The 25,821-nt window shown below is 68.9% G+C and carries 24 protein-coding genes; 11 read left to right on the top strand and 13 right to left on the bottom strand.

What is annotated here, in order from left to right; translation table 11 throughout:
* The first annotated feature begins 29 nt into the window (after nucleotides 1–29).
* Nucleotides 30–425 carry a hypothetical protein gene (locus tag ACWFRF_RS07665; protein ID WP_452449240.1) on the top strand — a complete coding sequence of 132 codons (396 nt, stop codon included), beginning with the start codon at nucleotides 30–32 and terminating at the stop codon, nucleotides 423–425.
* Nucleotides 426–437: 12 nt separating this feature from the next.
* On the opposite strand, the gene ACWFRF_RS07660 is transcribed toward ACWFRF_RS07665, so the two are convergent.
* Nucleotides 438–1,814 carry a replication-associated recombination protein A gene (locus ACWFRF_RS07660; RefSeq protein ID WP_378989015.1) on the bottom strand — a complete coding sequence of 459 codons (1,377 nt, stop codon included), beginning with the start codon at nucleotides 1,812–1,814 and terminating at the stop codon, nucleotides 438–440.
* Nucleotides 1,815–1,937: 123 nt separating this feature from the next.
* On the opposite strand from ACWFRF_RS07660, the gene ACWFRF_RS07655 reads away from it, so the two are divergent.
* From ACWFRF_RS07655 to ACWFRF_RS07645, 3 genes are all read left to right on the top strand, one after another.
* The gene (locus ACWFRF_RS07655) at nucleotides 1,938–3,602 is read left to right on the top strand and encodes an alkaline phosphatase D family protein (RefSeq protein WP_452449239.1); all 1,665 of its coding nucleotides are present in this window, start codon (nucleotides 1,938–1,940) and stop codon (nucleotides 3,600–3,602) included.
* Between the two features lie 133 nt (nucleotides 3,603–3,735).
* Complete coding sequence (locus ACWFRF_RS07650; RefSeq protein ID WP_387442819.1) at nucleotides 3,736–4,089, top strand: YciI family protein; 354 nt, start codon at nucleotides 3,736–3,738, stop codon at nucleotides 4,087–4,089.
* Entirely contained in the window at nucleotides 4,086–5,333 is a 1,248-nt protein-coding gene (locus ACWFRF_RS07645; RefSeq protein WP_452449238.1) for an RNA polymerase sigma factor, read from the top strand. The genes ACWFRF_RS07650 and ACWFRF_RS07645 overlap by 4 nt, the downstream gene beginning before the upstream one ends.
* 21 nt (nucleotides 5,334–5,354) lie before the next feature.
* Here the strand turns inward: ACWFRF_RS07645 and ACWFRF_RS07640 are convergent, their stop codons facing one another.
* Nucleotides 5,355–6,176 (bottom strand): siderophore-interacting protein, encoded by an 822-nt coding sequence (locus ACWFRF_RS07640; RefSeq protein WP_387442815.1) that lies wholly within the window; start codon nucleotides 6,174–6,176, stop codon nucleotides 5,355–5,357.
* 76 nt (nucleotides 6,177–6,252) lie between these two features.
* Nucleotides 6,253–7,422 carry a phosphotransferase family protein gene (locus tag ACWFRF_RS07635; protein ID WP_379312458.1) on the bottom strand — a complete coding sequence of 390 codons (1,170 nt, stop codon included), beginning with the start codon at nucleotides 7,420–7,422 and terminating at the stop codon, nucleotides 6,253–6,255.
* 193 nt (nucleotides 7,423–7,615) lie between these two features.
* Here ACWFRF_RS07635 and ACWFRF_RS07630 point away from each other — a divergent pair, with 193 nt between their 5' ends.
* Nucleotides 7,616–8,626, top strand: coding sequence for a hypothetical protein (locus tag ACWFRF_RS07630; RefSeq protein WP_378989009.1), 1,011 nt, complete (start codon nucleotides 7,616–7,618; stop codon nucleotides 8,624–8,626).
* A 2-nt stretch (nucleotides 8,627–8,628) separates the two neighbouring features.
* Here the strand turns inward: ACWFRF_RS07630 and ACWFRF_RS07625 are convergent, their stop codons facing one another.
* Together ACWFRF_RS07625 and aspS are read right to left on the bottom strand one after the other, a co-directional pair.
* Nucleotides 8,629–9,597, bottom strand: coding sequence for a DUF389 domain-containing protein (locus ACWFRF_RS07625; RefSeq protein WP_378989008.1), 969 nt, complete (start codon nucleotides 9,595–9,597; stop codon nucleotides 8,629–8,631).
* A gap of 75 nt (nucleotides 9,598–9,672) precedes the next feature.
* On the bottom strand, nucleotides 9,673–11,487 hold the full coding sequence (gene aspS, locus ACWFRF_RS07620; RefSeq protein ID WP_452449237.1) for an aspartate--tRNA ligase: 1,815 nt from the start codon (nucleotides 11,485–11,487) through the stop codon (nucleotides 9,673–9,675).
* A gap of 209 nt (nucleotides 11,488–11,696) precedes the next feature.
* Between aspS and ypfJ the strand changes: the two genes are divergently transcribed.
* Both ypfJ and ACWFRF_RS07610 read left to right on the top strand, forming a co-directional pair.
* Nucleotides 11,697–12,623, top strand: coding sequence for a KPN_02809 family neutral zinc metallopeptidase (gene ypfJ / locus ACWFRF_RS07615; RefSeq protein WP_452449236.1), 927 nt, complete (start codon nucleotides 11,697–11,699; stop codon nucleotides 12,621–12,623).
* A 48-nt stretch (nucleotides 12,624–12,671) separates the two neighbouring features.
* On the top strand, nucleotides 12,672–13,166 hold the full coding sequence (locus ACWFRF_RS07610; RefSeq protein ID WP_452449235.1) for a hypothetical protein: 495 nt from the start codon (nucleotides 12,672–12,674) through the stop codon (nucleotides 13,164–13,166).
* Nucleotides 13,167–13,224: 58 nt separating this feature from the next.
* On the opposite strand, the gene ACWFRF_RS07605 is transcribed toward ACWFRF_RS07610, so the two are convergent.
* Both ACWFRF_RS07605 and ACWFRF_RS07600 read right to left on the bottom strand, forming a co-directional pair.
* Nucleotides 13,225–14,850 carry a hypothetical protein gene (locus ACWFRF_RS07605; RefSeq protein WP_452449234.1) on the bottom strand — a complete coding sequence of 542 codons (1,626 nt, stop codon included), beginning with the start codon at nucleotides 14,848–14,850 and terminating at the stop codon, nucleotides 13,225–13,227.
* The gene (locus ACWFRF_RS07600; protein WP_378945397.1) at nucleotides 14,847–15,164 is read right to left on the bottom strand and encodes a type VII secretion target; all 318 of its coding nucleotides are present in this window, start codon (nucleotides 15,162–15,164) and stop codon (nucleotides 14,847–14,849) included. Before ACWFRF_RS07600 ends, ACWFRF_RS07605 begins: the two co-directional genes overlap by 4 nt.
* A 193-nt stretch (nucleotides 15,165–15,357) precedes the next feature.
* Between ACWFRF_RS07600 and ACWFRF_RS07595 the strand changes: the two genes are divergently transcribed.
* Both ACWFRF_RS07595 and ACWFRF_RS07590 read left to right on the top strand, forming a co-directional pair.
* Nucleotides 15,358–16,332, top strand: coding sequence for an NAD-dependent epimerase/dehydratase family protein (locus ACWFRF_RS07595; RefSeq protein WP_378989003.1), 975 nt, complete (start codon nucleotides 15,358–15,360; stop codon nucleotides 16,330–16,332).
* Nucleotides 16,333–16,363: 31 nt separating this feature from the next.
* Complete coding sequence (locus ACWFRF_RS07590) at nucleotides 16,364–17,377, top strand: Rv2578c family radical SAM protein (protein ID WP_378989002.1); 1,014 nt, start codon at nucleotides 16,364–16,366, stop codon at nucleotides 17,375–17,377.
* Between the two features lie 42 nt (nucleotides 17,378–17,419).
* Here the strand turns inward: ACWFRF_RS07590 and ACWFRF_RS07585 are convergent, their stop codons facing one another.
* Both ACWFRF_RS07585 and hisS read right to left on the bottom strand, forming a co-directional pair.
* A complete protein-coding gene (locus ACWFRF_RS07585; protein WP_378989001.1) occupies nucleotides 17,420–18,067 on the bottom strand; it encodes a hypothetical protein in 648 nt (215 codons plus the stop codon).
* A gap of 108 nt (nucleotides 18,068–18,175) precedes the next feature.
* A complete protein-coding gene (gene hisS, locus ACWFRF_RS07580) occupies nucleotides 18,176–19,450 on the bottom strand; it encodes a histidine--tRNA ligase (protein WP_452449233.1) in 1,275 nt (424 codons plus the stop codon).
* Nucleotides 19,451–19,535: 85 nt separating this feature from the next.
* Here hisS and ACWFRF_RS07575 point away from each other — a divergent pair, with 85 nt between their 5' ends.
* Nucleotides 19,536–20,432 carry a peptidylprolyl isomerase gene (locus ACWFRF_RS07575; RefSeq protein ID WP_378988999.1) on the top strand — a complete coding sequence of 299 codons (897 nt, stop codon included), beginning with the start codon at nucleotides 19,536–19,538 and terminating at the stop codon, nucleotides 20,430–20,432.
* 240 nt (nucleotides 20,433–20,672) lie between these two features.
* Nucleotides 20,673–21,227, top strand: a complete 555-nt coding sequence (locus tag ACWFRF_RS07570) for a hypothetical protein (protein ID WP_452449232.1) — start codon at nucleotides 20,673–20,675, stop codon at nucleotides 21,225–21,227.
* Nucleotides 21,228–21,287: 60 nt separating this feature from the next.
* Here the strand turns inward: ACWFRF_RS07570 and ACWFRF_RS07565 are convergent, their stop codons facing one another.
* From ACWFRF_RS07565 to ACWFRF_RS07550, 4 genes are read right to left on the bottom strand one after another with little or no spacing between them, the layout of a single operon-like run.
* On the bottom strand, nucleotides 21,288–21,713 hold the full coding sequence (locus ACWFRF_RS07565) for a DUF4913 domain-containing protein (protein ID WP_378626947.1): 426 nt from the start codon (nucleotides 21,711–21,713) through the stop codon (nucleotides 21,288–21,290).
* Nucleotides 21,710–23,536: a type IV secretory system conjugative DNA transfer family protein gene (locus ACWFRF_RS07560; RefSeq protein ID WP_387442797.1), complete on the bottom strand. Its 1,827-nt coding sequence runs from the start codon at nucleotides 23,534–23,536 to the stop codon at nucleotides 21,710–21,712. The genes ACWFRF_RS07565 and ACWFRF_RS07560 overlap by 4 nt, the downstream gene beginning before the upstream one ends.
* Before the next feature lie 31 nt (nucleotides 23,537–23,567).
* Nucleotides 23,568–24,134, bottom strand: a complete 567-nt coding sequence (locus ACWFRF_RS07555; protein ID WP_379313402.1) for a hypothetical protein — start codon at nucleotides 24,132–24,134, stop codon at nucleotides 23,568–23,570.
* Nucleotides 24,131–25,786: a peptidoglycan DD-metalloendopeptidase family protein gene (locus ACWFRF_RS07550; RefSeq protein ID WP_378988995.1), complete on the bottom strand. Its 1,656-nt coding sequence runs from the start codon at nucleotides 25,784–25,786 to the stop codon at nucleotides 24,131–24,133. The genes ACWFRF_RS07555 and ACWFRF_RS07550 overlap by 4 nt, the downstream gene beginning before the upstream one ends.
* Nucleotides 25,787–25,821: the final 35 nt, after the last annotated feature.

Raw genomic sequence — 25,821 nt, 5'->3', positions numbered from 1 at the left:
CGCCGCGGCCCGACTCGAAGGAGCAGTCCATGACAACCACGACCGTCACCGCCGATCAGCTCGCCGCGACCTGGACCGAGCTGTGGAACGGCAGCACCGAACTCGCGACGGCGTTGCTCACCGACGACTTCAGCATCCGTTTCGCCTCGCCGACCCGCGACATCACCGACGCGCTGCGCGGGCCCGCGGCGTTCGCCTCGTTCGTCGCCGAATACCGGGCGCAGCGACCCGGCGTCGGGTTCGTCGTCGATTCCGACGCGGTCGGCGGTCTCGATGCCACCGGCACCGGCACATTCGCTGTCCGTTGGCATTCAACCCACGACGAGATTCCCGCGCACGGCGGGATCGACGTCTTCGAAGCGGTCGGCGGGCAACTGCGCAAGGTGTGGTCGGTCGGTGGCGCCGGTCCGTTCACGCTCGACTGACCGCACCCCGCCTCACTTGCCGCGGATGATGCGGCGCAGCTTTTCCAGACGCGGGGCGATCGTGCGTTCGTTGCCGTGGTCGGTGGGCAGGTAGTAGTCGGTGCCGACCAGTTCATCGGGTGGGTACTGCTGGGCCACGACGCCTTCGCGGTACTTGTGCGGGAACTTGTAGCCCTGGGCGTTGCCCAGCAGGGCTGCGCCCGCGTAGTGACCGTCGCGCAGGTACGGCGGGACGGCACCGGCCTTGCCGCGCGAGACATCGGCCATCGCCGTGCCGATCGCGGTGGTCACCGCACCGGATTTCGGGGCGGTCGCGAGATGGATGGTGGCCTGCGCCAAGGCGAGTTTGCATTCGGGCAGGCCGACCTGCTGGACGACCTGGGCGGCCGCTGTCGCGGTCTGCAGGGCCATCGGGTCGGCCATGCCGATGTCCTCGCTGGCGTGGATCATCAAGCGGCGCGCGATGAAGCGGGGGTCCTCGCCCGCGGCGAGCATGCGCGCCAGATAGTGCACGGCGGCGTCGACATCGGAGCCGCGAATGGACTTGATGAACGCGCTGATCACGTCGTAGTGCTGGTCGCCCGCCCGGTCGTAGCGGACGGCGGCCTTGTCGACGGTCGCCTCGACCGTTTCCAGGTCGACGGCGCCCTCGGTCGCCGACTCGGCCGACGCCTCCAACGCGGTGAGCGCGCGGCGAGCGTCGCCGCCCGCGATCCGCACGATGTGCTCGATCGCGTCGTCGCTGACGGTGTAGGCGTCGGCGAGACCGCGCGGGTCGCTGATCGCGCGGGCGAGGACCGCGCGGATGTCGTCGGGAGTGAGCGGTTGCAGTTGCAGGACGAGCGAGCGCGACAGCAACGGGGAGACGACGGAGAACGAGGGGTTCTCGGTGGTCGCACCGACCAGCAACACGACCCGGTTCTCGACGGCGGCCAGCAGCGCGTCCTGCTGGGTCTTGGAGAAGCGGTGGATCTCGTCGATGAACAGCACGGTCTGCTCGCCCGCGGCGAGCCTGCGCCGGGCGAGGTCGATCACCGCCCGCACCTCCTTCACGCCGGCCGAGAGCGCCGACAGCGCTTCGAACCGACGGCCGGTGGCTTGCGAGAGCAACGAGGCCAGCGTGGTCTTTCCGGTGCCGGGCGGGCCGTAGAGCAGCACCGATGCCGCACCCGACCCTTCGACGAGCCGACGCAGCGGAGACCCGGGACCGAGCAGATGCGTCTGTCCGATCACCTCGTCCAAGTTCGCCGGGCGCAGGCGAACGGCGAGCGGCGCGCCGGAGTCGCGACGGAACACCGCATCGGCGCCGGGTTCGGCGGACGCGTGTTCGCCGGGCACGTCGAAAAGGCTGTCGCTCACGTTGTGCAGGGTACCGAGGCCCTCGGACATGTCCTGCGAAGCTCACCAACCGACCCCGGAGATCGACCAGGACCTGCCACATAGATGGACAGTTGACCAACAATCCTCCGGTCGACTTGCGCCCGAGCGATTCGTGGGCTGTGATCGCTGATCGTGGTCGAAAACAACAGCGCCGTAACCTCCCAGCCGGTCGGGTTCGCCCGCCGCACCCTGTTCGCCGGTTCCACGGCGGTCGCGGCGGTCGCGGTGCTGGGCACCGCAGCGCCCGCGCACGCCGCGGGTGCTGTCTTCCGGCACGGCGTCGCGTCCGGCGATCCGCTACCGGGCGCGGTCATCCTGTGGACCAGGGTCACGGTCGCCGAGGACGCCGCTCCAGGTTCCGGCCTCGGCGACGCGGCAGCGGTGCGCTGGGAGATCGCCACCGACGCCGGCTTCGGCACGCTCGCCGCGTCCGGCACCGTCACCGCCTCGGCCGACACCGACCACACCGTCAAGGTCGACGCGACCGGCCTCACCCCCGGTGAGGACTACTTCTACCGTTTCACCGCGCTCGGCGAGACCTCACCCGTCGGCCGCACCAGAACAGCGCCGGCACCGGACAGCGAGGTCGACCGCCTCCGCCTCGGCCTGGTCTCCTGCGCCAACTGGGAAGCAGGCTGGTTCGGCTCCTACCGGCACCTGGCCGCGCGCACCGATCTCGATGCGATCGTGCACCTCGGCGACTACATCTACGAGTACGGCCGCGGCAAGTACACCGGCCGCAACGGCGCGGTCCGCGCACACGACCCGGCGAACGAGATCGTCACCCTCACCGACTACCGCACCCGCCACGGCCAGTACAAGACCGATCCCGACCTGATGGCCCTGCACGCGGGTGTGCCGTTCATCTGCACCTGGGACGACCACGAGTCGGCCGACAACTCCTGGCGCGAGGGCGCGGAGAACCACGACCCCGCCACCGAAGGCCCCTGGGCCGACCGTAAGGCCGCGTCCACCCGCGCCTACCTGGAGTGGATGCCGGTGCGCGCCACGCGCGCCGACGGCCAGGTGCAGATCTACCGACGCCTGCGATTCGGCACGCTGGCGGAACTGTCGATGCTGGATCTGCGCACCTACCGTGACGAGGAGGCGGGGCCGGGCGGGGGCTGGCGGCACGCCGACGACCCGTCGCGCACCATCACCGGCCGCGCCCAGATGGCGTGGCTCACCGCGGGACTCACCTCCTCCCCCACCCGCTGGAAGCTGGTCGGCAATTCGGTGATGGTCGCGCCGCTGGTGTTCCCGCCGCTGGAAGCGGCCACGACCCAGGCGATCACCGAGGCACTCGGTATTCCGCAGGGCGGGATCACCGTCAACGGCGACCAGTGGGACGGCTACACCGCCGACCGCACCACGCTGTTCCGGGCGATCGCCGACAACGAAGTGGGCGACGTTGTGTTCCTCACCGGCGACATCCACACCTCCTGGGCCGCCGATCTGCCGGTGAACGCCGCGAACTACCCGGGCGGACCGACTGTCGGCGCGGAGTTCGTGATCCCGTCGGTCACCTCCTCGAGTGTCGGCGACCTGCTGAAGATGCCCGCCCGCACCGCGTCGGTACCGGCGGAAGAGGCCATCAAGGCAGCCAACCGCCACCTGCGTTACGTCGAGCTCGACTCCCACGGTTTCGGCGTGCTCGAGGTGACCGCGACGCAGACGCAGATGGACTGGTTCTACCTCGCCGATGTCACCGATCCCGCGACGGGCGTGCGCCACGGCGCGTCGTTCGCCGTTCCGGCGGGCGGTCGGCTCGAACCGCGGCCGACGCCGATGCCCTGACCGGGGTTCGCCGCGACGCGGCGGAAATCGGCGCAGAATTCTTCGGACAGGGTTGTCGATTGCGCCCGTGGTCGCTCGTCGAGTGAGTACGGCACCCGACGAGCGGGCAGCCCCACACCCGAAGGAGCACATCATGAGCCAGTACCTGGTCCTGATCTACGGCGACGAAGCCGCCTACGCCGCGTACTCCCCCGCCGAGTTCGACGACATGCTCGCCGCGCATCGCACCTTCCAGCAGATCGCCGGTGACGCCAATCTCGGTGGGCAGGCGTTGCAGCCCACCGCGACCGCCACCACGATCCGCCACGACGCCAACGGCGAGGTCGTCATCACCGACGGGCCGTTCGCCGAGGCGAAGGAAGCGCTCGGCGGCTACTACTTGCTGGAGGCGCCCGACCTGGATGCCGCGATCGCGATCGCCGCGCGGGTGCCTGCCCCCACCGGTGGCGTCGAGGTACGCCCGATCCAGGTCTACCCACAGTCGTGACCACGGTGGCGGCCGCGGCCGTCGAGCAGGCGCACCGTCGTGAATGGGCCTTCGTGCTCGCCGCGACGGTGCGGCTGGTCCGCGATTTCGACCTCGCCGAGGAATGCGTCCAGGATGCCTACGCGACGGCCCTCACTGTCTGGGCGAGCGACGGTGTCCCGGCCAAGCCCGGCGCCTGGCTGACGACGGTCGCGCGACGCCGGGGCCTCGACCTGCTCCGTCGCGACAGCACCTTCCGGCGGGCGCTGCCCCAGCTCGTCGTCGACGAGCCGGTCGCCGACACCGCCGATCTGGCGCTGGCCGACCTGGACGACCCGGCGATCCCCGACGACCGGTTGCGGTTGATCAGCACCTGCTGTCACCCCGCGCTCGCACCGCAGGCACAGGTCGCGCTGACTCTGCGGCTGGTCTGCGGTGTCACCACCGCCGAGGTGGCTCGCGCGTTCCTGGTGAGCGAGTCGACGATGGCCGCGCGCATCACCCGAGCCAAGAAGAAGATCGCGGTCGCGGCCATTCCGTATCGGGTGCCCTCGGTGCGGGAACTGCCGCAGCGGCTCGATTCCATCTGCGCGGTGATCCATCTGCTGTTCACCACCGGCCATACCGCGCCGGCGGGTGAGGTGCTGGTCCGTGCCGATCTCGTCGACCGGTCGCTGCAGTTGGCCAGGATGATGCACGCGCTGGTTCCCGACGACCCGTCCGTGACCGGGCTGCTGGCGCTGATCCTGCTCACCGACGCCCGCCGGGCAGCGCGCGTCGACGACGACGGCAATCTGTGCACGCTCGAACACCAGGACCGCGAGCGCTGGGATCACGCGGCCATCGCCGAGGGCATCGCGCTGGTGAAACACGCTCTGCCACATATCGACCGGTATACCTTGCAGGCCGCGATCGCCGCGGTCCACGACGAGGCACCCACGTGGGCCGACACCGACTGGCGAGAGATCATCGGCCTGTATCGGCTGTTGCTGCGCGATTCCGCGTCGCCGGTCGCGCTGCTCAATCACGCCATCGCGGTCGGCCTCGCCGGCGATCCGGCGCAGGCGCTGGCCTTACTGGATCCGCTCGGCGCGGAACCGGCGCTGGCGACCTACGGCTATCTCGACGCCGCCCGCGCCGCTTTCCTCACCGATCTCGGACGTACCGAGGAGGCGATCGCCGCCTACGAGTCGGCGCTGCTGCTCACCGACAACGCGGTCGAACGTGCCCATCTGCGTGACAAACTCGTCGCGCTGACGAGCTGACCGGCACCGGGGAACTCCGGATCAGGCGCCTTCGGCGGCCAGCTCCCGCTTCCACTCGCGGAAGCCCTCCTCGGTGCGGCCGCGCCGCCAGTACCCCGAGATCGAGACCCATTTCGGCGCGACGTCACGTTCCTTGCGCAGGTAGGGACGCAGCTGACGCATCACGGCCTCGGCCTCCCCGTGCACGAACGCGTGGACCTGTCCCGGCAGCCACTCGGCCGCGCGCACCGCGGCCACCAGTGGTGAGTGGGCCCCGGCGAGGTCGTCGGTGATCCGGTCCGAGGACACCCCGCGATGCACCCACTGCAGGCGCAGGTCGGCGGGCGAGTCGAGGGCGATCTCGTCTTCGGTGCCGCCCACTTCGACGAACACCAGGGCGGGCACACCGGCGGGTAGCGCCTCGAGCGCGGCCGCGATGGCCGGCAGCGCCGACTCGTCGCCGGCGAACAGGTACCAGTCGGCCGCCGGGTCGGGCGCGAACGCACCGCCGGGTCCGTTCAACCAGAACCGCGCGCCCGGCTCCACCGAGCGCGCCCATGGCCCCGCGATGCCCTCGTCGCCGTGCACCACGAAGTCGATGCTGATCTCGCGTCGCTGCGGATCGAAGGACCGCACGGTGTAGGTGCGCAGCACGGGCTGGCTCTCCGGGCCGAGCGTCGCGCGCACAGTGTCGAGATCGAACGGCTCGGGGTAGTCGACGCCGGGCACCGGAAAGATCAACTTCACGTAGGCATCAGTGAACCCGTTAGGGCTGAATCCGTCCGAGACCGTGCCGACCACCCGCACCAGGTGCGGGGTCAACCACTGCTTGCGGACGACTGTGACGGTGACCGGTATCGGCACGGCTGCTCCCAACTCCTCAGATCCCTGCCGACGGTACCCGTGTCGCGCCGGGAAGTGGGGAGCCCGCTCGGCGGCGCTACTCCGACCAGCGCTCTTCGAGCATCGCCGAGACCTGTTCGGCGAAGTCGCCGACCGCGTCGTCGCCGGTCATCCTCGCGTCCTCGGCCAGCGCCGACCACCGGTTGATCAGCGCCTCCGAGCGCGGCACCGACAGCCCGTGCTCACGCGCGGTGGCGATGCGGGCGTGGTCGGCGGGCAGGAACCAGTACGTCGACAGCCAGACCCAGATCAGCCGGGCTTCGAGGATTCGTTCGGCCAGGACGGTGTCGTCGGCCAGCGACGGCCATACACCGACCACGGCCGAACGCCAAGCCTCGACCATCTCCTTGGCACGGCTGCGCGAGAGTTCGAAATCGCACAGGCAGCCGGGGAAGGAGACCAGCGCGTAGGCGATGTCGAGGGTGGCGTCGCGGAAACCGCCCCACTCGTAGTCGAGGAACCGCGCGCCTTCCTCGTTCATGATCACGTTGTCGGGGCACAGGTCCGACGGGCTGAACGCGCGGTAGCGGCCGCCGGTGAACAGACGGTTGCCGTGCACGATGCGCTCGGCGATCTCCCCGGGCACCTCGACGCCGAACTCGGCTTCGAGCAGACCTGGAACCTCGGCGATGGCAGCCTGCGCCTGCTGGGCGATCCCGTCGACGCGATGCGCCGAGTCGACCCGGCGCATCAGGGCGACGAAGTCGGGTTCGCGGCCGACGGTCGCGGCGTGCATCCGGCCGAGCGCCTGAGCGAACGCCATCAGCGAGTTGCGGGTGCCCGGCTCGACACGCGCCTGCAGCACCGAGGTGAGTAAGGCGTTCTCGCCGAGGTCCGACAGCACGAGGAGCCGGTCGGGAACGCTGTGGGCGATCAGGAAGGCTCCGGGGCGCTGTTCGCGACTCAGCGCGGTGGTGAACTGGTAGGACACCGCCTCGCGCAGGAACGCGGCGTCGATGCTGGCGACGCCGGGCGCCAGACCACCGATGCGGCGGTCAGGACTGGAACCGCGCACCTGCTTCACGATCAGGGTGCGCGGCAACGAAAATGCGTTTTCCGCAACACGCACGCGTAGGACTGTCGTCCTACCACTGCCGCTGAGCTCCATCGGATCACTCAGCTTTACCGGAGCACCCATTCGCTTTGTGAGCAACTGTTGTGCTGCGGACACGACGTCGGCGGCGCGTTCGGCCAATAGTGCGGTCATCGCCTCTCAAGCTACTCGTACCCGGTCACTTCTAGCGAGCGGTTGGACAACCTTTCCGCGTCGCTCGGCGTGTTGGCGCCGAGGTTGCGCGTGTGTGCCTGTTCGCTTGACACATCAGCCGGTCGTCGGGTTTTCTCATCGTGAACTGCTGTGCGCCACACCGCAAACCGGTTGAGTCGAAAGGTCTATCACAGTGACCGACACTCCGTACGCCGCATCGAGCGATTCGCCGGGCGGGTCGCCTGTTCCGGGCGGTGGCGGACAGTTCGCCGGCCCCACGGGCAGACATGAGGGCACCGGGCAGCCACCGGCTCCCGGTCCGGGACCGAGCAGGCACGGAATGGCCGGTGGCGCAGGCTATCCGCAATTCGAGGGACCCGGCGCCGCCCAGTACGGGCAGGAGCCGGTCGAGCCGCCGCCACCGATTGCCGGACGCGGGGGGCCCACACCGCAGTACGGGCCCGCGGGCACGGGCTCCGGTTACGCCGTCCCCCAGGCGAAACCGGAGAATCCGGTATACCCCGCATCCGGCGTGTCGCAGGGCGGTGCCGGGCAGACGCCCGGTTACTACCATTCGGGAGCACAAGCCCTCGATATCGGCCGTTCGCTGAGCTACGGCTGGGAACGATTCCGGGCCAATCCGGGTCCGTGGCTCGGCGTCACCGCGGTGGGCGTGCTGATCTATCTCGGCTTCGTCGCCGTGGTCCAGATCGTCGAGCCGACGTCGCCGTTCAGCGTGCTGTTGCTGTTCTTGATGGTGATCGTCGCACTGTGGCTGCTGCAGGCGGCGATGGTGCGCGGCGCGCTCTACGAAACCGACGGATACCCACCGGCTTTCGGGTCGTACTTCCGGTTCGTGAACGCGGGCAATGTCCTGCTCACCTCGCTGCTCGCCTTCACCGTCACGCTGCTCGCCTCGACGCTGTGCCTGCTGCCCGGCATCGTCGCCGGGTTTCTGTGCATGTTCTCGATGCACTTCGTGATCGACCAGGACTACGGTCCGGTGGAAGCGATCAAGGCGAGCGCGCAACTGGTGCTGGCGAACCTGTGGGCGGCGCTGCTGCTGGCGCTCACCATCACGCTGGTCACCCTCGTCGGCGCGATACTGTGCGGGCTCGGCCTGTTCGTCGCGGGGCCGGTATGCGTCATCGCGGTCACTTACTCCTACCGGATGCTGACGGCGGGACCGGTCGCCCGCGTCTGAGGTCAGCGGTCGAGTGCGGACCGCATGCCGATGGCCCGCTTGAATCGCCCGACCGGACCGTCCGTGTCCCCCGCCCGGGGTCGCAACTCGAGCACGATCACCCCGGCCACGACGATGCCGAGCAGGTTCACCGCGAGCTGACCGACCGATTCGAACGCGCGATGCCACTGCCCGATCGTCGCCGCCACCACCGCGTAGCCCGCGGCAGGCACGGTGGTGACCGAGATGAACACCCCGATCAGGGCCGCCGACTTCGCGGTGACCAGCGACAGCATCCCGGCCGCACCGGCGAGTAGGGCCACGACCAGCGAGAACGGCCCCACCTCGTAGATGAAGTCGACATTGTGCGCGTCGATGACACCCTTGGTGGTGATCCAGCCCAGCTGCTGCCACACCAGGGTCGCGCCGAGCGTGATCACCATCGCCACCGGGAAGGCCACGGCAAGCGCGAGTACCGAACGCCGGGCCAGCCGCCAGTTACGGCGAACCAGTGCGACCGACAGCGCTGCCAGCGGCCCGAACTCCGGACCCACCACCATCGCGCCGACGATGGTGACCGGCGAGTTGGTCGCCACACCGATCGAGGCCAGCAGACACGCGATCGTCAGAAACGCCACAAAGGTGGCGTTGAGCGAGGATTCCTCGTGCGTCTCCTTGAGCAACTGCTCCCAGACGACCGCGTCGCTCGGGTCTCCCGGTGCCGCGTGGACCGCGCGATCGGCGGCGTCGGACAGCACCGCCGTGATCGGTTCCAGCGTGATCCCGCCGGTATGAACGATGCCGAGCGCCTTCACATCGGCGAGAACCTTGTTGCCCGCCTCGCGCGCCACATCGGCCTGGACCAGATCGCCCGGCGGGTCGAGGGCGATCCCGCGCGCCACCGTCAGATGAGTGACACCGGCGTCCTCCTCGAGCACCCGCACCAGGGCGTCGGTCTGCTCGGGCGGGCTGATCACTCGCAGATGTAGCACCCGGTGTCCTCCTGATCGGTCCCGCCGTCGCGATCGGGAACTGACCAGAAGGTACCGGGCTACCTCCGATGACCGCTATTTCTCGGCCGCAACAACTTTCGGCGCGTCGGTGGCGTCGCCCTTGCCCTTGGCCTCGGGCTTGGCGTCGATGCCCGCTTCCTTGCGCTGCTGCGCGGTGATCTGCGCGGGTGCGTCGGTGAGCGGGTCGACGCCGCCACCGGTCTTCGGGAACGCGATCACCTCGCGGATCGAGTCCTCGCCCGCCAGGAGCGCGGTGATGCGGTCCCAGCCGAAGGCGATGCCGCCCATGGGCGGGGCGCCGTAGGAGAAGGCGTCGAGTAGGAAGCCGAACTTCTCCTGCGCCTCGTCATGGTCGATGCCCATCACCTTGAACACGCGTTCCTGCACGTCGCGGCGGTGGATACGGATGGAACCGCCGCCGATCTCGTTGCCGTTGCAGACGATGTCGTAGGCGTAGGCCAGTGCCGCACCGGGGTCGGTGTCGAAGGTGTCGATCGACTCCGGCTTCGGCGAGGTGAACGCGTGGTGCACCGCGGTCCAGGCCGAGTAGCCGAGGGCCACGTCGCCGCTGGCGGTGGCATCGGCGGTGGGCTCGAACATCGGGGCGTCGACGATCCAGACGAAGGCCCAGGCGTTCGGGTCGATGAGGTCGCACTTGCGGGCGATCTCGCCGCGCGCGGCACCGAGCAGGGCACGGCTCGACTTCACCGCACCGGCCGCGAAGAACACGCAGTCACCCGGCTCGGCGCCGACCTGCTTGGCCAAGCCGTCGCGCTCGGCGTCGGTCAGGTTCTTGGCGACCGGGCCGCCCAGGGTGCCGTCTTCGTTGATCAGGATGTAGGCCAGGCCCTTGGCGCCGCGCTGCTTGGCCCAGTCCTGCCAGGCGTCGAGCTGACGTCGCGGCTGGCTCGCGCCACCGGGCATCACGACCGCGCCGACGTACTCCGACTGGAACACGCGGAACGTGGTGTCCTTGAAGTAGTCGGTGAGCTCGGTGATCTCCACACCGAAGCGCAGGTCGGGCTTGTCGGAGCCGTAGCGCCGCATCGCCTCCGCGTAGGTCATGTGCGGGATCGGGGTGACGATCTCGTGGCCGACCAGCTTCCACAGCGAGGTCAGGATGTCCTCGGCCAGCAGGATCACGTCTTCCTGGCGCACGAAGCTCATCTCGATGTCGAGCTGGGTGAACTCGGGCTGACGGTCGGCGCGGAAGTCCTCGTCGCGGTAGCAGCGCGCGATCTGGTAGTACCGCTCGATGCCGCCGACCATCAGCAGCTGCTTGAACAGCTGCGGGCTCTGCGGCAGGGCGTAGAAGCTACCCGGCTGCAAGCGCGCGGGAACCAGGAAGTCGCGGGCACCTTCGGGAGTAGAGCGGGTGAGCGTGGGGGTCTCGACCTCGACGAAGTCGTGGTTGGCCAGCACGTCGCGAGCCGCGGCGTTGACCTTGGAGCGCAGGCGGATGGCGTGGCCGGGGCCTTCGCGGCGCAGGTCCAGGTAGCGGTACTTGAGGCGGGCCTCGTCGCCGGGGGTCTCGTCGAGCTGGAACGGCAGCGGCGCGCTCTCGTTGAGCACGACCAGTTCCTTGGCGTCGACCTCGATCTGCCCCGTCGGCAGCTCCGGGTTCTCGTTGCCGTCGGGACGCCGTTCCACCACACCGGTGACCTGCACACAGTATTCCGCGCGCAGCTTGTGGGCCTGCTCGGCCGCCTCGCCCTCGCGGAAAACCACCTGCGAGACGCCCGAGGCGTCGCGCAGATCGATGAAGGTCACACCACCGTGGTCACGACGCCTCGCCACCCAGCCGGTGAGGGTGACGGTCTGACCGGCGTGCTCGCCTCGCAGCGAACCAGCCAAGTGGGTGCGCAGCACGGTATTCCTTTCGACAGACTTTCACGGACTTGTCGCACCGGCGCAGATGACCGTGTGCACTGCCATCGTAGTGAGACACGGTGCCCGGATGAAAACCGATATCTTCCTCACCGTGTCAAGCTTGTGACACCTGTCCGCCGTCGCCGCTCCCGCCGACGGTGAATCGCGCTGTGAGACAGCTGGACAACCGAGCGAAGGCGAGTACCGCGATGACCTTCAACGAAGGTATGCAGATCGATCCCGGCCGGGCGTCGTCGGGCGGCGGACCCGGCATGGGCGGCAAACTCGCTCTCGGCGGCGGCGCGGGCGGTCTGATCCTGTTGGTGATCACGTTGCTCCTCGGCGGCGATCCGGGGACAGTGCTCGGCAACTTCACCGGCGCGCAGAGCGGGCAGCAGGCACAGCCGGGGACCGCGGGAACGCCGACCCACTGCAAGACCGGCGCCGATGCGAACAAGTACGTCGACTGCCGGGTGGTGGCCACCGCGCAGAGCCTGGACGCGGTGTGGTCGGTGCAGCTGCCAAAGCAGACCGGCAGGCAGTACGTGGAGCCCGAACTGGTGCTGTTCACCGGCGGCGTGAGCACCGGCTGCGGCAACGCCACCAGTGATGTCGGCCCGTTCTACTGCCCCGCCGACCAGACCGCCTACTTCGACACCGCCTTCTTCCAGGAACTCACCGACCGCTTCGGCGCGAGCGCGGGACCGCTGGCGCAGGAGTACGTGGTCGCGCACGAGGTCGGCCACCACATCCAGAACCAGCTCGGCGACATCGGCAAGGCTCAGCGTGATCCGCAGGGTGCGACCTCGGGCGCGGTCCGCACCGAGCTGCAGGCCGACTGCTACGCCGGTATCTGGGCCAACTTCGCCGACAAGCAGCCCTCGCCGGGCGGTGGACAACCCTTCCTGAAGCCCCTGTCCGACAATGACATTCGCGATGCGCTGTCGGCCGCCAATGCCGTGGGTGACGACCGTATCCAGCGCTCGGCCGGTCGCGGTGTCAATCCCGAGTCGTGGACCCACGGATCCTCCGAACAGCGGCAGAAGTGGTTCCTCACCGGCTACCGGACCGGGTCGGTGCAGGCGTGCGACACCTATTCCGCGCGTGACCTCGACAACCCGCCCGGGATACGCTGACGCCTCGAACGCGATACCCACGCACTGTCTTTCGATCGAGGGGAACCCATGCGCCCGACCATGACCGGACTGCTCGTCTGCGCTCTCGCCCTGAGCGGCGCGAGCGCACTCGCCCATGCCGATCCGGCGCCACTACCGTTGGTGAGCCTGACCACGATCCCCGACGGCTGGTCGCAGCGCACCGACCTGCGTCCGGTCCTGCAGGTGTTCGCCGACGGCAAGGCCGTGCACATGCCCGACGCGGTGAGCAAGGACCGTAAACCCGAGACCGCACCCAAGCAGGTGACCGGAAAGGTTGCCGCCGACGTGATCGAGGCCGCGCGCGAGGAGATCAACGCGCTGAAGGACACCGACTTCGGGATGCCGGCGGGCGACAACCGCGGCACCCGGATCATCGACCTGATGCCCGACGACCCGGCCGACGAAGCGCACCTGGTGATCTACTCCCCCGATGCGTCCGATGGCCTCAACCCGGAGCAGAAGGCCGCGCGCAAGCGCTTCACCGACCTCTACAAGAAGCTGGTCGACGCCTTCAAGAGCTGATCCTTCGACACCGAACCGCAAGGGGCTCGCCGGTTTTCACCGGCGAGCCCCTTGCCGGTCAGAACCGATCCGCGGTCGCGTCCGCTTCGCGTTCGTCCTCGTGGACGGCACCGATCACGTCGGGCGTGGATTCGCCCAGCGGACCGGTGAGATCGTCGTTGCCGGTGCGGCTCTGGTAGGGCTGCACGGTACGACCGTGTTCTTCCTCGTTGTTGCCACGGCCCGCACCCGCTCCCGCGCCACCACCGCCCATCATGCCGGAGGTACCGCTGGTACCGGCGGCCGTGGTGGTGCCGGAGCCCATCACCGTGCTGATCGCCCGGCCCGACGCCGGAACCGCCGCACCCGGCACGGCCGCGGTGGACTTCGGAGTGCCCGAGCTCGGAGTGCCGCCGGTGCTGCCCGCCGAGCCGCCGGCGCCGCCGCGCGCGGTACCGAGCGCGCCGAGCGAGGCGCCGGATCCACCGCCGCTGCCACCGGTACCGACACTCGACGGTGAAGTCGAGCCGGGAGTAGTGGTACCCGCGGTGGTGCTCGCGGCAGTGGTAGACGAATCGCCGCCGCCGGTCAGAGCCTCCTCCGCCTGGGTGAGCAGCGGTTCGCCGATGTTCTCCGAAGCCGCGGAGAGAACTTCCTCGGGCGAGGGCAGGCCGCTCTGGCTGGCCAGCTGCCCGACGACGCCGCTCAGCTCGCCGGTGTACCCCATCAACTGCCCACGGGTGACGTTGACGACCGACACCGCCTCACCGAGATGCGAAGTGGCCAAGCCGATCAGGGTGGCCTGGGTCGGCGGCAGCATGATCGTCGGCGCGAGCGCGGTGGCCTGGGCCGCGAAGGTGGTGGCGATCGTGGTGAGCTGGGCGTTGCCGGTCTGGACGACGGCAGCGGCCTGCTGGGTGAGCGCGGAGATATCGATGCCGCGCTGGCTGGTGTCCTGCCCCTGTGTCTGCGCCTGCTGGCTGGCGGTGGTCGCCGCGTCGGCGGACTGCCCCTCCCACACCTGCTGAACGGTCTTCACGCCGCCTTGGGCCAGAGTCATCGCCTGCTCGATGACCGCCGAGGAATTGCTCAGGATCGAGGTCGGGTCCAGCGAGCCGAAAACGCCGGTACCGAAGCTGCTGAGCAGATCGAGGAACGGCTGGAACAGGGTGTCGATGCCGGGCAGTGCGGGCAGCGACAGGCCGCTCATCAGCGCGGCGACCGGATCTTCGGTCAGGGTCGTCGCGGCGGCCGACGTGCTGGCGCCGGCGGTGCTCGACGCGCCCGCACCCGAGGTGCCGGTGAGTGCGGACTTGGCCTGGTCGAACGCGGTCAGCGCGGCGGCCGACGCGGGCGCGGCGACCTGAGCGACCGTCCCCTGCAAGCCGCTCAGCGCGGACGACGCGTCGTCCGCGACGCCGGACAGGATGTCCTGGGGCTCTACGCCGGTGCCGAGGCCGCCGAGCCCACTCAGTCCGGCGGGCGACATGCTGCCGTTCTGGGCTTCGTCGGTGATCTTCTGCGCGAGGGTGAAGACCGCTTCCTCGTCGGTCGCCACATCCTCGGGCACCTGCATGAGCGGGACGTCCAGGATCGCCTGCGAATCGAGGGGTACCGCACCCATCACCGACGCCGTCGCGGCATCGGCGGCGGCCATCGCGGCATCGGGAGCGATGACGCCCGCGTCCGAACTCAGCGGCTTCACAGGCCGGCGGCCTGACGGGCGAGTTGGGCGGCATTGTCGATATCGGTCGTCTCGAAGGTCACCGACGACTTGAAGGCCGCGTCGGAGAGCGAGCTGAACTTCGCCGACAGGTCGTTGATGTCCTTGGCCTGCAACGCTTGCGCGGCCGCGAACATCGCCAGGTAGTCGGCACCGATGAGGCCGAACACCGGCGTCGCCGCCGACACGCTGGCAACCAGGTCGATATTGCCCGCCGCGGCGACCTGTGCCGCCACCCCGCCATTGGTCGCCGCGAACGCGGCGACTTCTTCGGTTTGCACCGAGAGATCGGTCATGCGAAATCCCCCCAACTCGTCGTGAAAAGTCTGCACTACAGAAGCGAGCGACGGACGCGAAACTCCCGACGCGACCACCCAACTGCGATTGGCGCCAAATATAGCCGAACTCCCCGGCAGTTTTCGAGTCGTGCCACCCCCGATCTGCGTGATCCACTATCAAAACTAGAACATGTTCTATATCCTCGGCCTCATGAAGGTCGCAGTGACCGGCGCAGCCGGCTACCTCGGTACCAACTTGATCCCTCTGCTCGTCGAGCGCGGCCACGAGGTCGTCGCGATCGACCGCGTCGCCCCGGCTACCGCCGATCCGGCCGTCACCTGGGTCGAAGGCGATGTGCTCGACCCGGCGTCGATGCGTGCGGCGCTGGCGGGCACCGAGGTGGTCTACCACCTCGTCGCGCTGATCACCCTCGCCGAACGCAACGATCTGGCGTGGCGGGTGAACACCGAGGGCGTGCGCGTCACCGCCGAGGCGGCGCTGGAATCGGGCGTGCGCCGGTTCGTCCACACCAGCTCTATCCACGCTTTCGACCAGTACCGCGCGGGCGGGCACATCGACGAGACCTCCGGCCGCTCAGACGATCCCGGTTTGCCCGTGTACGACCGGTCGAAGTGGTCCGGCGAACTGGCCTTGCGCCCGGTGATCGAGCGCGGACTCGACGCGGTGATCGTGAATCCGACCGGCGTCTACGGCCCGGTCGACCTCCCCGATCGCCTGTCCCGGCTGAACGTCATCGCCGCCCAGGCGATGCGCGGCCGGATTCCGGTGATGATCGGCGGCGGCTTCGACCTGGTCGACGTGCGCGACGTCGCCCAGGGACTGGTCCTCGCGGGCGACAAGGGCCGCACCGGCGAGAACTACCTGCTCGGCGGCGAGATGACCACGATGATCGACTTCTGCCGGATGGCGGCGGCCCGCACCGGCGCCAAGGGCCCACGCTTCGCCATCCCGGCGAAGGTACTCGGCGCGACACTGCCGGTGCTCGAGCCGATCGGCAGGCGTTTCGGCTCCGACAGCCTGTCCAAAGCCGCACTGGGCGCGCTGATCTCGGCGCCGGTCGTCGACCACGGCAAGGCCGAACGCGAACTCGGCTACCGCCCCCGCCCGACCACCGAGACCGTCAACGACCTCGTCGACTTCCTGCGGGCGTCGCGTCAGGCTTGACAGCTGTTCGAACAAATGTTCGACTCATGGGGTGCGGTGGCAAGCTCAGACCCTGGACGCCGATGACGGCGCGCTGCCCGGCCTGACCAGGGCCGGGCTGGTCCGCTCCGTCCGCACCCCCGAGTTCGACGGCATCACCTTCCACGAGGTGCTGTGCAAGAGCGCGCTGAACAAGATGCCCGAGAGCTCCGCGCTGCCCTTCCGCTGGACGATCAACCCGATGCGTGGCTGCTCGCACGCCTGCCGCTACTGCTTCGCGCGCGGCAGCCACGAATATCTCGGCCTCGACGCGGGCGAGGATTTCGATTCCGAGATCGTGGTGAAGACCAATATCGCCGCGGTGCTGCGTCGCGAACTCCTGCGCCGGTCCTGGCAGCGCGAGGCGGTGGCGCTCGGCACCAACACCGACCCGTACCAACGCGCCGAGGGCCGATACCGCTTGATGCCCGGCATCATCGGCGCACTCGCCGATTCGGGCACCCCCTTCTCCATCCTCACCAAGGGCCCGCTGCTGCGCCGCGATCTCCCCCTGCTCACCGAGGCGGCCCGGCGCGTAGAGGTGAGCGTCGCGGTGTCGATCGCCATCCTCGATCCCGACCTGCATCACCGCCTCGAACCGGGCACCCCCGAACCGCGTGCCCGTCTCGACCTGGTCCGCGCGCTGGCCGACGCGGGCTTCACCGTCCATGTCATGGCCGCGCCGATCATCCCCTGCCTCACCGACAGCCGAGCCCACCTCGAGGCCCTGTTCGCCGCGATCGCCGACGCGGGCGCGGCCAGCGCCATGGCCTTCCCGATGCACCTGCGCGGTCCCACCCGAGACTGGTTCCTCACCTGGCTCGGTACCGAACACCCCGCGCTCATGCGCCGCTACCGCCAGCTCTACGCCCGCGGCGGCAACGTCACTCCCCTCTACCGCGACTGGCTACGCGACCGAGTGAATCCCCTCCTCGACCACCACGGCCTGCGCCGAGTCCAAGGCCCCACCACGCCGGCCGCTCCCCCACCCACGCCGCAGGACGCGCAGCTCGCCCTCTTCGGCTGACCGCCGGACAGGCGGTCGGGCTACGACACCATCCGGCGACGCTCAACCGAGTGCGGCGACCTCGGAATCGGTGAGGACCACCGGTGAGACGCTGTCCTTGCTCCGCACCGACCGCACCGCGCGATACAGCGGACGTTCGCCGAGGCCGGCGTCGCGCGCCTCGGCACGCAACTGCTGCACGAGCACTTCCGAGATCGCGATGGCCGCGGCGAGTTCGCTGGCGGCGAGTGCGTCGGCGAGTTTGCGCAGGCCGAGCAGATGCAGTTCGCGGCCGCTGCCCACGTCGGTGTACATCGCCAGCGGCACCAGTTGGGTGTCGCCGCCGGCGGTGACCCGCAAGACGATGCGGCTCAGGCGTGCGGGATACACCAGCAGTTGCACGCCGGTAGCGTGGGCGAGGTCGACCGTGTGTTCGCCGACCAGCCGGTGTGCGCGGATCACGGTGCCGCTCAACCACAGCCGCCGCCGCTGGAACGCGAAGACGTAACCGATAGTCGGGACAGCGACGGCCAGTCCGATCAGGATCGCGTACGGCCAGCTCAGCCAGACCGCCGACAGCAACGCCGCACCGACGCCCACGCCGAGCGCGGCCAGCGCGAGCCTGCGCAACATCGGCGCGAACACCTCGGGCGCCACCAGGTCGATTCCCACCGGTTCCGTCGCCGCCGACTGCCCGGACTGCCCGTCCACGATTGCCTCTCCGCCCCCACCGGCCCGCCCGGCATGAGGCGCGGTCAGATTACCGCGCCCCACCGACCTCAGCAGCCGAGCGCGGCGCCCACCGCGGAGTACGCGGCCTCAGCGACCGAGCTCCGCGCGCAGCACCGCCACGACGCCGTCGAGCGGGACGGACCGCTGTTCACCGGTTGCCATCTCCTTGACGCCGATCGTGTTCTCGGCGAGATCGCGATCTCCGAGCACAAGGGTGTACTTCGCCCCCGAACGGTCGGCGCCCTTCATCGCACCCTTCATCCCGCGTCCGCCATAGGCCAGGTCGACGCTGATGTCGGCGGCACGCAGTTCACCGGCCAGCGCGACCAGCTTCGCCTTGGCCGCGTCGCCGAGCGCGACGCCGTACACCTGGCAGCGCGCCGGATCGGCCGCCGACTTGCCCTCGGCAGCGAGTGCCAGCACCGTCCGGTCGACCCCGATGCCGAAACCGATGCCCGACAGCGGCTGACCGCCCAGTTCGGCCATCAGTCCGTCGTAGCGGCCACCGCCACCGATGCCCGACTGCGCACCGAGCTGGTCGTGCACGAATTCGAACGTGGTCTTCGTGTAGTAGTCCAGACCGCGCACCATGCGCGGGTTCACCACGTACGGCACGCCGAGCGCGTCGAGGTGTCCGAGAACCTGCTCGAAGTGCGCCTTCGCCGACTCCGAGAGGTGGTCGATCATCAGCGGTGCGTTCGCGGTCAGCTCGCGCACTTCGGGACGCTTGTCGTCGAGCACACGCAGCGGGTTGATCTCGGCGCGGCGCTGTGTCTCCTCGTCCAGGGGCAGCCCGCGCAGGAACTCCTGCAACAGTTCGCGGTACTGCGGGCGGCACGTCTCGTCACCGAGCGAGGTGATCTCGAGGCGGAATCCGTCCAGGCCCAGCACGCGGAATCCGGCGTCGGCGATCGCGATGACCTCGGCGTCGAGGGCGGGGTCGTCGATGCCGATGGCCTCGATGCCGACCTGCTGCAACTGCCGGTAACGTCCGGCCTGCGGGCGCTCGTACCGGAAGAACGGACCGGCGTAGCAGAGCTTCACCGGCAGCTGACCGCTCTTGTCCAGGCCGTGCTGGATCACCGCGCGCATCACGCCCGCGGTGCCTTCGGGGCGCAGGGTGAAGCTCTCGCCGTTGCGGTCGGCGAAGGTCCACATCTCCTTGCTGACCACGTCGGTCGACTCGCCGACACCCCGTGCGAACAGGGCGGTCTGTTCGAATACCGGCAGCTCGACATGCCCGTACCCCGCGAGTCGGGCGGCGTGGATCAAGCCGTCGCGCACGGCGACGAACTCGGCCGAACCGGGCGGCAGGTAGTCGGGGACCCCCTTCGGGGCGGTGAAGCTGCTGGTCTTGGTCACGATGGTCCAGTTTTCCCCACGGGCGCCCCCCGCGTCCAACCGGTTACCCTCTAGACGAACCTGACGACACGGGAGGAACGCGGTAGTGCCGAGTAACGAACAGCGACGGGCGGCGGCCAAGCGCAAGCTGGAGCGCCAGCTGGCACGACGGGCCGAGCAGGAGAAGAAGCGCAAGCGCTTGACGATCGCGGGCTCGGTACTGGGTGTGATAGTCGTCGCGGCCGCCGCGACCGGCGTGTATTTCCTCACCAGGGGCGACGACAGTGAGTCGGTCAACGCCGAGTCGTCCTCGGCGGTGCCGACGACCCAGTTCGTCAACACTCCCCTCGACATCCCCGGTCCGCCGCCCCCCGCGGCCAAGCCCGCGACCGTCGACTGCAGCTACCCGGCGGGCCAGGAGCCTGCGGCCAAGCCCGTCACCGCGCCCACCACGACGTCGGTCGCCACCGACGGTCCCGAGGTGAAGGTGGCGATCGATTCCACCCAGGGCCCGATCGGGTTGTCGCTCAACAGCGCGCAGGCACCCTGCACGGTCAACTCGATGGTGAGCCTGGCCCAGCAGGGCTATTTCGACAAGACCAGCTGCCACCGCATCGTGGCCACGCCGGGCTTCGGCATCCTGCAGTGCGGTGACCCCGCGGCCACCGGTATGGGCGGCCCCGGCTACTCCTTCGACAACGAATACCCCACCGACCTGTTCCCCGCCGGTGACCCGGCGCTGCAGCAGCCGGTGAACTACAAGCGCGGCCTGGTCGCGATGGCCAACGCGGGTACCTCCCCGGAAGGCAAGGGCACCAACGGAAGCCAGTTCTTCCTGGTCTTCGGCGACACCCAGCTGCCGCCGAACTACACCATCTTCGGCACGATCGACGAGGCCGGCCTGGCCACCTTGGACAAGGTCGCGGGCGGCGGCGTCAAGGGTGGCGCGGAAGACGGCGGGCCTGCCATCCCGATCTCGTTCAACTCTGTCAAGGTGGGCTGACACCCGCTTTCCCAGGACAGAAACGGACCGGACACGCTGGCGTGTCCGGTCCGTTTCCGGTTTTCCCGCCCCGACGTGCGAAGAAGATCATCAGAGGCTAGGCAATCCTACGATTCATCCGCCTCATGCACCGCTCACCCGCATTTTCTCCGCTGTCGACCCGGCCCGCCGGACATCGCACCGTGTCCTTCGCGCGGTAGGCTCAGATGTCCACTTCCACAGCAGCATCGGGGAGCAGTCATGGCGGAACTCGACGACATCGGCAGCGAAACAGCGTCCATGATGCGCACCATGCTGCAGATGGCCATCTTGGTCGCCGTCAAATCGCGGGAACACGGCCAGAAAGAGGCCGAGTCCCGGGCGAAGGCGATCGAGGCCAAGATGAAGGAAGCGCGCGAATTGCAGATCCGCGAGGCGCGTGATCTCAAGGCCAAGGATCCGCGCAATATCGAACTCGTGCAGATGATGTCGGTGGGGTCGCGCACGGTGGAATCGCGCGGTGTGGAGACGCGCGGAATCAACCTCAACAAGCCGGCGGGCTCCGCCTTCGCCGCGAGCGCCGCGGCGACGCCGAGCGTCGGCTACGACTCGGCCGAGCGACGCTCGGCGATCGCGGCACATCTGCAGCGTGCCGGCGTCGCTCCGGAGCTCACCCAGGTTCGGATGCTGGTCGAAATGGGCCAAGGCATCTCGCCGGAAGAGGCGATCCGGTCCCGGGACACGGTGATGCGCGCTACCCTCGCGCGCCAGCGTGGGGAACGCGGGATCGAACGCGGGATCGAACGCGGTCGCTGACCCGACTCCGAATATGCTCGGATCCCCTTGCCTGGCAACGGGATCCGAGCATCCGTCCGGTCAGTCCGGTATGCGGCCTTTCTGCCAGAGTCGGTCGATGTCCGGACTGCCGAACATCTGCGCGTCCGCGCCCTCCGGTTTCTTGAGCGGCAGCGGTTCGAGCATCCCCTTGTGACCGTTGCGCACACTGCAGTACTTGAACGGCCCTTTCGGGTCGAACAGCTTGGTCATGTGCGGGTCCGCATGGTCGAGAAACCACACGCTGATACCGGTCCCGCCCTGCAGACGGTGATGCTCCCAGGCCTGCCACAGCGCGCTCAACCGGATCACGGCCTCGCTGTGGTGCCACCATTCCGGGCACCACACCGTGTCACTGATATCGGTGACCTGGCGCCGGTAGACCTGACTCAGGTACTCGGTGACGAACTCGTACACCCCCTGGTAGCCGTTCGTAATCTCCCCATTGGCGACATTGTCGTAGCTCACAGCGGCTTGACCTCCTCGACTTCACCCATCTCTTCCGGCGGAACAGATTTCGCTAACGACGCAGACCCGAAAAGGTCTTCGATGCGGGTCTTGCGAGTCGGGTCGTTCTGCTCGATCGACCGCTTGACCGCGTCGGCGTACTCCGACTCCCACCACGGCACGGTCCGCACCAGGACCGCGGGCTGACCGGAGGTGAACACGACGGCACGACCGCGCGGTAGCGTCGCCAGGCCCTGCGCGGTGAAGGTCACCGAGGAGCTCAGCGAACGCGAGTAGCTCTTGCTGTTGCCCGACTGCGACATCGACGCGGAGATCGAGTCGTACTCGCCGATCGCCTCGGACCGATCGCGCAGGAAGGCCATATCGTCGACTCCGCTGCCGAGAACCTTGATATTGGCGGCCGACCACAGCGCGCTCATCCCGGCCTCGCCCCAGCAACGCGCGCCCTGCGCCCACGACTGCAACACGGTCATCACCACGATGCCGCGCGACCCGAAGTGGCTGTACTGCTTGGGCAGATCCTTCCAGCGCACCACGTTGGCGGCCTCGTCGAGCACCGCGAGCAGCGGGATCGGCAACCGGCCACCCGACGAGCGCGAGGCCTTACGCATGGCCACATCGATGACCGCCTCGGTGAGCGCGCTCACCAGCGGTGCGGCCGAACCGCGCCCCTCGAGCGACAGGCAGTACAGCGTGCCGTTGCGTTCGATGAACTCCAGTTCGTCGAACTGGGGACGGACGCCGTCGGCCGGGGTGATCCACGGGTGCACATTGGACAGCTGCAAGCAGCGAATCATCTTCTTCGCAGTACCGAAGATGCCGCTCCTGGTGCGCTCGTCAGCGTTGTACTGCATGGCGAGGCCGGACGCGGTGAAGTGGTGTTCGGCGCCGCGCAGGTGTTCGATCGCCTCGGTGTTCTGCGGATTCGTCACCCATTCCCACACCTGGGTGATCGGTTTGCCCGCGATCGCGGCCGCGAGGAAGAACGCGGCGAGCAGGTCTTCGGCCTCAGGATCGAAGAAGTTGTCGCCGTCGTCGGCGCTGCCGCCGGTCTCGGCGTCGGCGAAATGTCCCGCGAGCCGAGCCGCCCGCATCTCACACCCCTCGGTGCGGAAGTTGACCCAGCTCAGCGGATCCCAGAACCAGGTCGGTCGTTCACCGGCAACGCCTTGTGGATCGAACACGAATGTGCGACTGCCCTTGGCTTCCTGCACATCACGGGTCGCGTCGACCACGTCACGCTTGTTCGACGTCGCCAGCACGGGCCCGATCGCGGAGAGGATCGCCGGAATGACCCGCGAGGTGGATTTGCCCTGTCGCGGGCCCCAGATGTCGAGATGCAGGTCTTCGTAGGAGCCGTAGAGCGAGGTGCCGTCGGCGACAGCGATGCCGATCGGCACACCGGGTGAGTCGTTGGTGCCCAGCTTCATCCCCAGAGCTGCCGCCTTCTCCCTGACTCCGGCCTCGGTGATCGACGCGATCGCGCTACCGCTGCCCATGTGGTCGGCCTTGTCGTCGACCGCCAACCGCCCCACACCCGCACGCTTCTTCAACCGCTTGCGGATCACCACATACGCGATGGCCGACGCGATCACCAACAGCACGATCACCGTCGACGCACGCGGCCAGTGCAGCTTGCCCCGCGCCAGATCGGCGACCACCGCGATCGGGTTGATCGGAATGGTCTGCGGCACAACCGCCAGCGCGTTGCCCAGGTGCAGGGCGACGGCGAGGGTGATCAGCGCCGCGAACCCGAACATGATCATGATCAGCGTTGTGTCGGGTCCGACCGCGGCCGGATCCGTCACCTTCTTCTTCGCCACGGGTGCCTCCTTGTGTGGACGTGGTGGGTGGTCAGCGGAACGCGTCGAGGCGCCAGCCCTGCGGGGTCTGCACCACCGTCGCGATGACGGTGCTCGGCGGTAGCTCTTCGGTGCGGCCGTTCGGGTAGACGACCGTTTGTTCGATGCCGATCTTGTACTGCGCCACCGCGGGATCGGCGCTCGCGGGCGCCGGCTCCCCCGAGGCGAAGGTGAACGCCTCCACGCGCGCTTTCGCCTTGGCCCAGTCGGCCCACTGCAGCGACGGTTTCGGAGTCGCGGTGGCCCCGATCGAACTGTCCAGCATACGTATCATGCTGGGCCCCAGCCATTCTCGCGCGCGCTGCAGCGAGGATCCGGGTTGCTCGGTCGCGGGGTACCAGGTGTAGACCTCGCGCAGCGCGACCACCGCGACACCGTCGGGAGTCGTCGGGTCGACCGCGGCTTCGAGCAGACGCGTGGTGGAAGTCGCCTCGGGACGCGTCGGCTCGGCATCACCACTGCACGCCGGAACCGAGAGCAGGACTGCCACGAGCATCACCGCCGGGGTTGTGCGGATTCGTGTTCTCTCCCACCAGGTTATCGCTGGTCGCGTGGTCACAACACCCTCCTCGCCCGTGCGTCGCCGGGCACCGCCACCTCGGCGACACCCCCGCCACCGCGGTTGCTCGTCGGCGGCACCGACTGGATCAGCCGACCATTGCCCGCGTAGATCCCGACCTGTGTCGGGCCCTGCCGTCCGAACCCGCTGAACACCAGATCACCGGCGACGGCCTTCGCGATCGGGACCTCCCGCCCGGCCTCCCATTGCTGTTCAGCGGTGCGTGGCAACGTGACCGCGCCCGAGGACGCGGCGAACACCGCCGCGGCGGTCAGCCCCGGCCCGTCGAATCCGCCACCGCTCGGCCCCTGTACGCCGCCGCCGCCCCACACATACGGTGTGCCGAGCCAATCGTGGGCGGCCTCGACGATCTGCTCGCCGTCGCTGCCCTGCCCGGGGGTGAACCGGCCTTGCGCGCCGGGCGCGCGGTACTGGGGTTCCATCGACAAGATGTTGGTGACGTAGGGCCTGGTCTCGGAATAGTGCGCCGCATACTGATTGGGCATCCCCCCGGAGGCCAGCACCGCGCCCTCACCGGCGTTGTACCCGGCCAGAGTGAGGGCGGCCAGGTCGCCCGACACGCGCCCCGCGGCCATCCAGCCCGCGATCTTGTGGGCGATCGAGCACATGTAGCGGGCCTGTCCGATGATCGCGTCACCGTCGTCCCACACGCTGGCGGACCCGTTGCCGTCGGCGTCGATGACGTAGGGCTGACCGTCCTCGGGATTGATGCCCGCCGCCGTGCCCGGCAGGAACTGGGCCAGGCCCTGGGCGCCCGCGGGCGAGGTGAGCCCCCGCCGGAATCCCGACTCCTGCTTGGCCTGCGCGGCCAGCAGCGACGAGGAGATCTCCGGGCATACCGTCCCCGCGCGGCGATACCAGATCTCGAGTTCGGCGGGTACCTTCCCGTCGGCCAATGCCCCACCGGCGCTGCCGAATCCGCGCACACAGTTCGGATCGCTCGAAAATGCCCGCGCGCCACCGACATCCGGGGTCGGCGCGCCGTCGAGCCACGGCATCGGGTCGATCTGACGACCGCCGGTGAACCGGCCACCGGGCACGATCTCGAAATGCAGGTGCGGACCGCTCGATTCGCCCGCGGACCCGACCATCCCGATCGGCTGACCCGCGGTCACCGTCTGGCCGGTGCGCACCTTGACGCCCGCGTCCCACATGTGGCCGTACACCGCGGAGTAGGCGCGACCGTTGGTGTCGACGGAATCGACGACGATCCAGTTGCCGAAACCGGAAGCGGGACCGGCGGCGACGACCCTGCCGTCGGACACCGAGTAGATCGTGGTGCCGTCGGTGGCGGCCATGTCGATGCCCTTGTGATCGCCGCCGCGCGAACCGAACACATCGGAGATGGTGAACGTTCCGGTCTCCAGCGGCAACGTGCGGCGCAGCGGACCCACACCCGCGGCCAGCACCGGTGTTCCGGTGACCGCCGGATTCGATGTCGGCGCGGCAGCACTGGTCGCGCCCGCGCGATTGTCTCCACCGAGTTCGGGCAGCGTCGGCACCGACGATCCGACCAGCACATCCCCGGTCTCGCAGGTCTCATCCGAGGACGGCAGCACGATCACCAGCACCAGGGCCACCAACCCGATGACCGAGCCGAACACCGTCATCATCATCGTGCGGACGTTCACCGGCCGCCTCCCCGCGGTCCGCGCCGGGCGCCGAT

Source organism: Nocardia sp. NPDC055165 (assembly GCF_053606985.1).
This window is presented reverse-complemented; position numbering and strand designations above follow the sequence as displayed.